The sequence below is a fragment of the Helicobacter sp. MIT 00-7814 genome (genome assembly GCF_003364115.1).
Classification (GTDB): Bacteria; Campylobacterota; Campylobacteria; order Campylobacterales; family Helicobacteraceae; genus Helicobacter_F.
Genome location: NZ_NXLL01000041.1, coordinates 1 through 10,716, shown reverse-complemented (window position 1 = coordinate 10,716; position 10,716 = coordinate 1). Strand labels below are relative to the sequence as shown.

Below are 10,716 nucleotides of genomic sequence, written 5' to 3'. Positions count from 1 at the left end.
GGGGAGCGACTTCGCAATTCAAGCCCCCTCCCCCTTATCGAAAAAACCCATTTTGAGAATCTAAGTGGTGTTTGGCAAAATTAAGGGATTCTGAAAAATAGAATCTTTTTAAAGGAATTAAAAATACAAATGAGATTCTGAAAATTCTAAAAAAAATCAGAATCTTGCGGAATCTAAGTCGTTGCAAAAGTTTTTCAAGATTCTAAAAAAAGCTGGATTCTAAAGATGATTGTTTTGCTTGCGCTCGCAATGGCTTAATTTTTCAGAATCCTTTTGTCTTACTTTATCAGAATCCCTTTGCTTTCACTTTTCAAACTTCTTTAGATTCTCTAATTTTGTTTTTTCACGCAAAAGGTCGCTCCCCCCTCCTCACTCCCCCCCGCGCCAGAAAAGCTCCGCGCTTTTCTTCTTTCGGGGGGAGAGCCTCGCTACTTCCCTTGCGTGGTGAAAAAAAAGGCTAAAAATGCACTACTGCATTTTCTTAACGCCTTTTTTTTCACCACGCAAGGGGCGAGAATAAGGGTTACGCTTGCGCGTAACTGAAATTCCATTTTATTTGAATTTTGCTTTCGCAAAATCGCGGTTTGCGCTGACGCGCTATTATTGTTGGGTAACGACATAATTTATAAGGAACAAAATGAAAATCCTAATTTTAGGCATTGGCAATGTCCTTTTTGCCGATGAAGGCGCTGGCGTGCATTTTGTGCGTGCGTTTCAAAACGCGTATAAAATAGAATCCAGCGCGCATAGCGTGAGTTTTATTGATGGTGGCACGCTGGCAAACCACCTAAGCCCCATCATTGCGGAGTTTGACGAAGCCATTATCGTGGATTGTATAGAATCTGATGATGGCGCGCTTGGCGATGTGTATTTTTTTGACTTTGAGGCGATGCCGCATTTTGTGAAGTTTTCGGGGAGTGCGCATGAGGTTGAGATGCTTCAAACCCTGCAGATGATGGATTTGCTCGGAGATAGACCGCCTACAAAGATTCTCGCCATCGTGCCACAGCGCATTGAGCCTATGAGTTTTGCGCTTAGTGAGGCGCTTTTGCAAGGGGCGAAAGTGATGGAAAAAACGCTTCTAAACTATCTTTCTAAGCTTAATATAAAGTGCGAGAAAATCGCAGAGTTTGATATACAAAAGGCAGCTAATGAGTGGGAAAACGCACAATTTAATACTTCGCTTTAGTTTTGAAATTTTTGGCAGTGCAGAAATTTTGGAGTTTTTCTTAAAATACTGGGCGCAAAAGTGCAAAATTCCTTTTTTTATCCACGCGCAAGGGGACAAAGGGGATAAAGTAGAGCTTTATGCGCAAGGGGACAAAGAGAATCTAGAGGATTTTAGCAATGTTTTGGCTAGCAAGATCCCGCATTTGCTTTTCTTGCGAGATACGCAAGTCACACTTGCAGAGCATTTGCCACAAGGCGCGCATTTGTGTCAAAATTTTGAAAATAAAGAATTTAGAGATTTTAGAATCTCACAATCTCATCAACCAAACAGCGTTGCAGAATCTACAAATCTAATCAATCAAAAAATGTCGAGTATGAGCGCGCAAGCGAAGTGTAACGAAGCTTTCGCGGAGCCGAGCGGAATTCACTTCCGCGAAGGCGATACAATTGATGGAATAGCCGGCACCTATTTAACCCCCCTTGGCGTAGAATCTGGCACAAATGAATTTGGCTCTCACGCGCTTGATGAAGTTGCAAAAAGCCTTACACAGGCGATTTTACAAAATAAAAGCGCAGAGTTTGGCGACTACACACTTCGCATTTTTAGCGATTTTTCCTGCGATTATATTATGCCGACGCATTTAAGCGCGCTTGCGAAGATGTTTGTCTGCGATGAGGCGAGCCTTGTGCGCCTTGCGAGTTTTGAGAAGCCAATCCTTTCACTGCGCCTAAGTGCGATTTTTAGAAATGCCGCGCCAAACGCGCCACTTTTTTTTGATGTGCGCGCGTGCTGGGATTTGAGCTTAAAGCGCGTGTGCGAGGCGCTTTACAAAGAGGGAATTAATTTTTTAGGGATTGAAAGCAAGGCGCGGGATTTGCGTATCACGCAGTTAGAAAATGGCTTTGCAATCACCCAGGGAATGGCGTTTTTAGATTCCAAATCGCGCGCATTTTTGGATTCACACAAAGAGAAAAATACCGCGCTTTGGGAGCTTATAAAAAATGAGTTTTTAGAATCTAGAGAATCCGTCCCTTATGCTCGCGCATTTTTCAGCATACAAAAGAGGGATTATATCTTTGCAAATAGGCAAAATAAGGATTATTTGGTTTTCAAAGTCCCGCTTCCTAGTAGTTTTGAGGCAATTTATGAGGAGCTAAAAAAGCGCGAGGGCGGAGAGCGACTTTTGCAAAATTATCAAAAGGCTTTTGAGCTGCCACGCGGGGAGTTTGTAAGTGTGGGGATTGCAAAAATAGATAATCTCTACACGCTTTTTTTACTGCTTGCAAAAATGCTTCAATTTGAAGGCGATTTTTTCGCGCTCGCGCGTGATTATGGTAGTGTGAAGGGGAATAAAGGTGTGCGGATTGATTTTAAACTGCGCGATACAAATGAGCTTGATTGTGTGCGTGTGATACGCTCTGCGCTTAGTTTCCGCCTAGCTGGCGCGAGTGAAGGCAATATCGCGTTTGGTTGCATTGAATCTCTAGCGCTTTTCTTAAGCGATTTTAGCGACAAGTTAGAATCTGAATATGGCATCACGCGCCTAGTGTGTTTTGGTGCGCTTTTTAGCCACCCAACGCTTGCAAATCTTACGCTCAAGCACACTAAAATCACGCGCATTAGCCAAAGGTATCCTCTTGAGCTTTAGTTTCACTTTGCAAGGAAGCGTGCAGGGTGTGGGTATGCGCCCTTTTATCTATACAAGCGCGCGTAAATTTGGCGTAAATGGGCGCGTGCGTAATAGCGCGCGTGGCGTGGAATTATTACTATGTGAAAGCGAGGCGCGCTGTGAGGAATTCCTTAGTTTTCTGCGAGGCAACCTCCCGCCTTTGGCAAAAATCACACATATTGAAAAAAGCCAAAGCGATGAAACTTGCAGTGGCTTTGAAATACTAGATTCTTGCAAAAATGATTCTTTGCAAGCGGTGATTCTCCCAGATAGCGGGATTTGTGAGGAATGCAAGGCAGAATTTTATGACGCCAAAAATCGGCGCTACCAGCATCTTTTCATCAACTGCACCAATTGCGGACCGCGCTACTCAATCATAGAAAAACTCCCCTATGACAGGGAAAACACCACGATGCGCGCCTTTGATATGTGCAAATCTTGCAAGGCAGAATACACAAATGCGCTCAATCGTCGCTACCACGCCCAGCCTATCGCTTGCAAGGAATGCGGACCGCGGGCGTTTTTGCGCTCAAATGACGCGCTAGAAAGTGGCGCAAATTTAGCACAGGATTTGCAAGCCATTGAGCTTTGCGCACAGAAGTTAAAAGAAGGCAAGATTATCGCATTTAAGGGCATCGGCGGATTTCATCTAATGTGTAATGCGCAAGATCTACGCGCGGTAAAAACACTGCGTGAGCGAAAGGTGCGCCCACATAAGCCCTTAGCCATTATGTGTAAAGACATTGCAATGGCAGAGAGGTTCGCGCATATAAACGCGCGAGAATCCGCGCTGCTACACGAGCTTTTTAAGCCAATTGTGCTTGTGAAAAAAAGAGCGGATTCTGCCCTCGCGCCAAATATCGCGCCCGAGCTAAACGAAGTTGGCATTTTTTTGGCACCCAGCGCGTTGCATTTGGCGTTATTTTTGTTTGTTGATTTCCCGCTTGTGGCTACAAGTGCAAATATCAGCGCAGAGCCTATCATCGCGCGTTTTGAGGATTTGGGCAAATTGCGCCATGTGTGGGATTACGCGCTTGATTATGACAGGGAGATTTGCAATCCCAGCGATGAAAGTATCGCGTTTGTGGTGGGCGAAAAAGTGCAGTGGATACGCCAATCACGCGGACTAAAGCCGGAAGTGTGGCTATATTTTCAGAATCTACAAACAGCGTCGCAGAATCTACAGAATCTTAACAATCAAAAAAACGCCGAGTATGAGCGCGAGCGTAAGCGAGACGGAGGCGAAGCGGAATTTACTTCCGCGCAGACGATACAATTTAATGGAATACATTTTCAAAATCCCCAAACAGCGTTACAGAATCTGCAGAATCTTAGCAGTCAAAAAAACGCCGAGTATGAACGCGAGCGTAAGCGAGGCGGAGGCGAAGCGGAATTCACTTCCGCAAAGACGATACCAATTAATAGAATAGATTCTCAAAATTCCCAAACAGCGTCGCAGAATCTACAAATTTCATCAACAAAAAATGGTGCAATATGTGCGCGAAACAAAGTGGAGCGGAGGCGAAGTGCGATTTACTCGCACGAGACGATACCAATTAATGGAATAGACTTTCAAGCCCCAAAAGGCTGTTTTTTAGCCATCGGCGCGGAGTTAAAAAACACTTTTGCGATATACAAAGATGGACTTATGATCCATTCCCCCTACATTGGCGATTTGAAGACGCTTACTACACAGGAGCGCTTTTTTACCACGCTGGAGCGTTTTAAGGAAAGCTATGGCATAGAATCTTTTGATTTTATTGTGGCAGATTTGCACCCGCATTTTTCGCACACAAGGCAATTTGAGCGTCTGAATGAAAAAATTATAAGAGTGCAGCACCACTACGCGCATATTCTAAGCGTGATGGGCGAATATGGGCTAGAATCCGAGGTGCTAGGCTTTGCCTTTGATGGAACAGGATATGGCGAAGATTCTCAACAACCAAAAAACATTGCAGAATCTATAGAATCCAAAAAGCCAAAAATCGTCGAGTATGAGCGCGAGCGTAAGCGAAGCGGAGGCGAGGCGGAATTCACTTCCGCGCAGACGATACGATTCAATGGAATAAGTGCTAAAATTTGGGGCGGGGAGGTTTTGCGATGTGATAGAGAGAGTTTCACGCGTTTGGCGTATTTTGAACCTTTTGCGCTTATTGGCGGGGAAAAAAGTTTGAAAAACATCAACTACCTTGCCCTAAGCATTTTAGAGCATTACAAAATCCCAGCGCCACAATTTTACGCGCGCTTTGAATCTACGCATTTGCAAAATTTGCTCAAAGCCCATGCGCGCGCTAAGCTCTACACAAGCTCGCTTGGGCGCATTTTTGATGCGTTTGCCTCTCTTGTGTGTGGGCTAGATTCTATAACTTTTGAAGCGCAAGCGCCTATGCGTTTAGAATCCTTGTATGACAAAAATTTGGACGCGTGCTATGATTTTCACCTTCAAAAGCGCGATAAAGTAGAGATTATCGCTTATAAAAGCGCGTTTGAAAGGGCGCTTATTGATGCACCACAGGTTGCTGCGACAGGCTTTATTAATGGTATTGCTAAGCTCATTGCTACTTTGAGTGAGCGCTACAAAATGCCAGCTGTGCTAAGTGGCGGCGTGTTTCAAAATAAAGCATTGCTTGAGCGCACCATTGGTAACTTAGAATCAAAACATTTGCGCTACTATATACCGCATAAAACTTGCGTTAATGACAGCGCAATCGCACTCGGGCAGGTGTATTATGGAATCTCAATCTTACAAAACCAACACAAGGAGTAAAAATGCAAGAATCCAAAACCACAAAGCAACATTATAAAAACGACAAGCCCCAGCAACCAAAAAACGCCGAGTATGAGCGCGAAGCGGAGCCGAGCGGAATTCACTTCCGCGAAGGTGATACATTCAAGGGAATAGGGGCGGAGGCGAAGTGCGATTCACTCGCACGAGACGATACAATGGATGGAATTAAATCTATCAATGTCTTTGATAAAATCCTCGCTGCCAACGACAAAGAAGCACAGATAAATCGCGAAATGCTTGCAAAACACAAGGTGCTTTGCATCAACCTTATGAGCTCGCCGGGCGCGGGGAAAACGACACTTTTAGAAGCCACGATAAAGCATGGGCGCGAGCATGGGGACTTTAGGCTTGGCGTGGTTGAAGGGGATTTAGAGACAAATAAGGACGCGCAGAGAATCCAAAATGCCGGCGCGAGCGCGTATCAAATCACCACCGGACAGACTTGCCATTTAGACGCGCTAGAAGTGCGCAGGGGGTTGGAGCATTTAGATTTGGATTCTCTTAATCTTGTGTTTGTAGAAAATGTCGGTAATCTCGTGTGTCCAGCGAGCTATGATGTGGGCGCGCACCTTAATGTCGTGCTTTTAAGCGTGCCAGAGGGCGCGGATAAGGTGGCAAAATATCCTGTGATGTTTCGGCGCGCAGATTGCGTGGTGGTGACAAAATGCGCACTTTTAGAGCATTTTGACTTTGACTTGCAAGAAGTCAAAGAGGAAGCAAAAAAGCTCAATCCGCAAGTAGAGTGCATCGCGCTAGATTCTAAAAGCAAAGAAGGCTTGGAGCAGTGGATTTTGTTTTTGAACAAAAAGTTGCAAGAAGCAAGATTCTAGGCAAACTAAGGAGAGAAAATGTGTCTTAGCATACCTTCGAAGGTGTTAGAAATAGATGAGAATAATTTTGCCATTGTTGAAACGCTCGGCGTTAGGCGCGGGGTGAGTTTGGATTTGATAGCAGAGCCTGTGGAGGTTGGGGATTTTGTGCTGATACATGTGGGCTTTGCGATGGAAAAAATTGACACGCAATACGCGCAAGAAAGCCTTAAGCTGTATCAAAAAATCGCAGATGATATGCAAAGTGGCGTAATCCCGCCAGAGGAATAGTGCAATGGATTTAATCAATGACTTTCGCGACAAAGACAAGCTTTTAGCCCTAAGTAAGCTCATTATTTCAGAATCCACGCGCAAACTGCGCATTATGGAAGTGTGCGGCGGGCATACGCATAGCATTATGAAGTTTGGCTTGCAGCACCTTGTGGGTGAGCATATCGAGTTTTTGCATGGTCCGGGCTGTCCGGTGTGTGTGATGCCACGCGCGCGCATTGATGAGGGGTTAGCGCTCGCGCAAAAAGAGGGCGTGATATTTTGCACGCTTGCAGATATGCTGCGCGTGAAAGGAAGTAAATACTCTCTCTTAGAGCTACGCGCGCAAGGCAAAGACATACGCGCGCTGTATTCGCCACTAGATGTGCTAAAAATCGCGCAGGAAAATCCGCAAAAACAAGTCATATTTTTTGCCATCGGTTTTGAGACGACTACGCCTATGAGCGCGCTTTTGGTGGAAAAAGTCTTGCAAATGGGCATAAAAAATGTACTTTTTCATATTAATCATGTGCGCGTGCCAGAGCCGGTTTGCGCGCTTTTGGAAGATGAAGAATGCAAGATTGAAGCGCTTTTAGCGCCAAGTCATGTGAGCGTGATTACAGGCAGTGAGATTTATGAGCCTATCGCGCGGAAGTTTGGCGTGCCTATTGCGGTGAGTGGATTTGAGCCGCTAGATATTTTAGATTCTGTGTTAAATCTCGTGCGTCAGGCAAATAACAACACCGCGCTTGTGTATAATCAATATGCGCGCGTGGTGAAAAAAGAGGGCAATCTTAAAGCACAAGGCTTAATTGCGCGCTACTTTCAGCAGTGTGATTTTGAGTGGCGCGGACTTGGCGTAATTCCGCAAAGCGCGTTAGAATTGAAAGAGGAATTTAGCTTTTTAGACGCAAGGAAAGTGCTTGACTGCAAGGTGGAATCTATTAAAGAAAACAAAGCCTGCCTTTGCCCGCAGATTCTCAAAGGGCGCGCAAAGCCTTTTGACTGCAAGCTTTTTGGCAAATCCTGCACGCCACAAAATCCGCTAGGAAGCTGTATGGTGAGCAGTGAGGGCGCATGTGCGGCATATTACAAATACGAAAAAAGGAGACTAGGCTAATGCAGAGAATCTTATTAGCACATGGTGGCGGTGGCGAGGAAATGCACGCGCTTATCAATGATTTGATTTTTGGGATTTTTGATAATGAAATTTTACGCGCGCAAAATGACAGCGCGATTTTGGCGCTAGATTCTCTGTGCGGGCGTGAAATTAACGCACAAATTGGCGCGCAAGGGATTAAAACAGGCGCGCAAACGCAAGAATCCTTTGCTTTTAGCACCGATAGTTTTGTGGTAAGCCCCATTGAATTTAGCGGGGGAAATATCGGCAAGCTCGCAGTTTGTGGAAGTGTGAATGATTTAGCAATGGTTGGCGCGGACGCGCAGTTTTTGAGTTGTGCGCTCATTTTAGAGGAGGGCTTGGAGCTAGAAATTTTGGAGCGCATTTTACGCACGATGAAGCAAGAAGCCCAAAATGCGGGAGTGGCGATTGTGTGTGGAGATACGAAGGTTTTACCGCGCGGGAGCGTGGATAAGATTTTTATCAATACCGCGTGCGTTGGCGGGGTTTTTAGCGCGCCACTAAATACTGCAAATCTTAAGGTTGGCGCGAAAATCCTTTTAAGCGGGGATATTGGCAAGCATGGAGGCGTGATTTTAGCGCATAGAGAGGAGTTGGCGTTGCAAAGTGCATTGAAAAGCGACTGCGCGTGTTTGAAAGAAGTCGTGCGCGCATTGCTAGAATCTGGCGTGCGCGTGCAATGTATGCGCGATGCCACGCGCGGGGGCATTGCAAGCGTGCTAAATGAATGGGCGGACTTCAAGGGATACGAACTGCTTGTGCGCCAAAAGGACATCGCGGTGTGCGATGAGGTGGCGGGGATTTGTGAGATTCTGGGATTTGAGCCTTATGAGCTGGCGAATGAGGGGACTTTTTTGCTCGCTGTAGATGACAAAGACGCGCAAAGGGCGCTAGAGATTTTACAGCGTTTTAATCCGCTGGCAAGTTGCATTGGCGAGGTGGTGAGCGATAGGGCAAAAGGCGTGATATGCGAAAGCATCTATGGTGCAAAGCGTTATTTAGAATCCCCAAAAGGCGAGCTTCTCCCGCGCATTTGCTAGATTCTATAAAATTAGATTTTCTTAAGTTTTATTAGATTCTTTCAAATTTCTTCAATAAATTTCCCCTTTTCCCCTTGACAGACACCAAGTGTCATGCTTTATAATTATATTTTTAAATCACTATAAAGGAGCAATGTGGCAGATTCTAAACGTAGGGAATTTATAAAGGCAAGCGCAAAAATGGGCGCGCTGGCGTTTAGCACAGGGCTTGCGAGCGTGAGCTTGCTGAATGCAGAATCTAAAACAGATTCTAAAGTCGCGCAAAATAGCGCAATAAATAATACTAAAAATACAAAGGAAGCAAAAATGAAATACGTAACATTAAACAACGGCATAAAAATGCCAATACTAGGCTATGGAACTTTCCAAATCACGGATTTAAAAGAAGCACAAAGATGCACCGAAGATGCATTAAGTGTAGGGTATAGAAGTTTTGATACTGCAGAGGCCTATTATAATGAGGAAGCATTAGGAGCTGCTTTTAAATCAAGCGGAATAAAACGAGAAGAGCTTTTTATCACTACAAAGCTTTGGATAACGCATGTAAATGAAAAAGATGCGCTAAAGGCTTTTGATACTTCAATGAAAAAGCTCGGGCTTGATTATTTGGATTTGTATTTAATTCATCAGCCTTATAATGATGTTTATGGAGCATGGCGGGCGATGAGCAAGCTTTATAAAGAAGGTAGAATAAAAGCAATTGGTGTAAGTAATTTCTTACCTGATAGAATCGTGGATTTTTGCTTAAATAATGAGATAAAACCAGCGGTAAATCAGATTGAATGCAATCCACTTCATCAAAGACGTGAATTTCAAAAATTGATGAATGAATATGGCATTATTACGCAGTCTTGGGCGAGCTTTGGCGAGGGTAAGGAAAATATGTTTGAAAATCCTACCTTAATGAAAATTGCCAAAAAGCATAACAAAAGCGTGGCGCAGGTGATTTTAAATTGGCTTATCGGGCGTGATATCATCGTTATCCCAAAAACAACGAGAAAAGAGCGCATGATAGAGAATTTCAATGTGTTTGATTTCGAGTTAGATTCTGATGATAAGACACAAATTGCAAAACTTGAAAAAGGTGAAAGTTTATTTTTAGACCATCGCGACCCAGAAAGGATAAAATGGCTATTTAATTTGCATAAAGGGAAAATATAGGACTTGTGCCAAATCTAATCAAAGGAATTTTAGTTACGCGCAAGCGTGACCCTTATTCTCGCCCCTTGCGTGGTGAAAAAAAGGCGTTAAGAAAATGCAGTAGTGCATTTTAGCCTTTTTTTCTAGCAAGGAAATAAGTGAGGCTCTCCCCTTATTTGCCGAAAAAGAAAAGCGCGGAGCTTTTACTTTTTCGGGGGCTAGGGGGAGTGAGGAGGGGGTAAACCCCTTTTTCTTTTGCGATAAAGATTCTAAGAAGTTAGAGAATCTTAAAAAGTGAAAGCAAAAAGATTCTAAGAAACAAAAAATAAAAGGAATTAAAAAAATAGAATCCAAAATGCAGATTCTAGAATTTTAAAATTTTCAAAAATATTTTTTAAATGGATTGCTTCGGATTTTACAAATCCTCACAATGACGCGCGGAATATTTGTCATTGCGAGCGGTAGCGAAGCAATCCATATTTCATAATCCAATTTTTTAGAATATTACAAAACTTTAGATTTTACAGGATTCTGATTTGTTAGAATTTTCAAAATCTCATTTATATTTAAATTCCTTTAAGATTCTCTTTTTTTCGAATCTTTAAATTTAGCCAAACCCCACTTTGCGTTTTAAAGTTTCTTTGCAAAGGGGGACAAGGGGGCTTGAATTGCGAAGTCGCTCCCCTTA

General features: G+C 43.9%; 8 protein-coding genes. All 8 read left to right on the top strand.

Annotated elements, in window-relative coordinates; all coding sequences use genetic code 11:
• Positions 1-637 precede the first annotated feature (637 nt).
• The 8 genes from CQA49_RS09275 (at position 638) to CQA49_RS09240 (ending at position 10,049) form a co-directional block, all read left to right on the top strand.
• A complete protein-coding gene (locus tag CQA49_RS09275; protein ID WP_115575677.1) occupies positions 638-1,189 on the top strand; it encodes a HyaD/HybD family hydrogenase maturation endopeptidase in 552 nt (183 codons plus the stop codon).
• Positions 1,152-2,819: a hypothetical protein gene (locus tag CQA49_RS09270; RefSeq protein ID WP_115575676.1), complete on the top strand. Its 1,668-nt coding sequence runs from the start codon at positions 1,152-1,154 to the stop codon at positions 2,817-2,819. The genes CQA49_RS09275 and CQA49_RS09270 overlap by 38 nt, the downstream gene beginning before the upstream one ends.
• Complete coding sequence (locus CQA49_RS09265; protein ID WP_115575675.1) at positions 2,809-5,607, top strand: carbamoyltransferase HypF; 2,799 nt, start codon at positions 2,809-2,811, stop codon at positions 5,605-5,607. Before CQA49_RS09270 ends, CQA49_RS09265 begins: the two co-directional genes overlap by 11 nt.
• A gap of 176 nt (positions 5,608-5,783) precedes the next feature.
• Positions 5,784-6,458, top strand: coding sequence for a hydrogenase nickel incorporation protein HypB (hypB, locus tag CQA49_RS09260; RefSeq protein WP_258864292.1), 675 nt, complete (start codon positions 5,784-5,786; stop codon positions 6,456-6,458).
• A gap of 18 nt (positions 6,459-6,476) precedes the next feature.
• Complete coding sequence (locus CQA49_RS09255; protein ID WP_066387606.1) at positions 6,477-6,728, top strand: HypC/HybG/HupF family hydrogenase formation chaperone; 252 nt, start codon at positions 6,477-6,479, stop codon at positions 6,726-6,728.
• Positions 6,729-6,732: 4 nt separating this feature from the next.
• Positions 6,733-7,827, top strand: coding sequence for a hydrogenase formation protein HypD (gene hypD / locus CQA49_RS09250; protein ID WP_115575673.1), 1,095 nt, complete (start codon positions 6,733-6,735; stop codon positions 7,825-7,827).
• Positions 7,827-8,888 (top strand): hydrogenase expression/formation protein HypE, encoded by a 1,062-nt coding sequence (gene hypE / locus CQA49_RS09245; RefSeq protein WP_115575672.1) that lies wholly within the window; start codon positions 7,827-7,829, stop codon positions 8,886-8,888. Before hypD ends, hypE begins: the two co-directional genes overlap by 1 nt.
• Before the next feature lie 135 nt (positions 8,889-9,023).
• Positions 9,024-10,049 (top strand): aldo/keto reductase, encoded by a 1,026-nt coding sequence (locus CQA49_RS09240; protein WP_258864291.1) that lies wholly within the window; start codon positions 9,024-9,026, stop codon positions 10,047-10,049.
• Positions 10,050-10,716 lie beyond the last annotated feature (667 nt).

Bases quoted from the DNA above. Each gene is read 5' to 3' on its own strand.
- CQA49_RS09275 (WP_115575677.1), top strand. From the start codon at position 638: ATGAAAATCCTAATTTTAGGCATTGGCAATGTCCTTTTTGCCGATGAA.
- CQA49_RS09270 (WP_115575676.1), top strand. From the start codon at position 1,152: ATGAGTGGGAAAACGCACAATTTAATACTTCGCTTTAGTTTTGAAATT.
- hypB (WP_258864292.1), top strand. From the start codon at position 5,784: ATGGATGGAATTAAATCTATCAATGTCTTTGATAAAATCCTCGCTGCC.
- CQA49_RS09255 (WP_066387606.1), top strand. From the start codon at position 6,477: ATGTGTCTTAGCATACCTTCGAAGGTGTTAGAAATAGATGAGAATAAT.
- hypD (WP_115575673.1), top strand. From the start codon at position 6,733: ATGGATTTAATCAATGACTTTCGCGACAAAGACAAGCTTTTAGCCCTA.
- hypE (WP_115575672.1), top strand. From the start codon at position 7,827: ATGCAGAGAATCTTATTAGCACATGGTGGCGGTGGCGAGGAAATGCAC.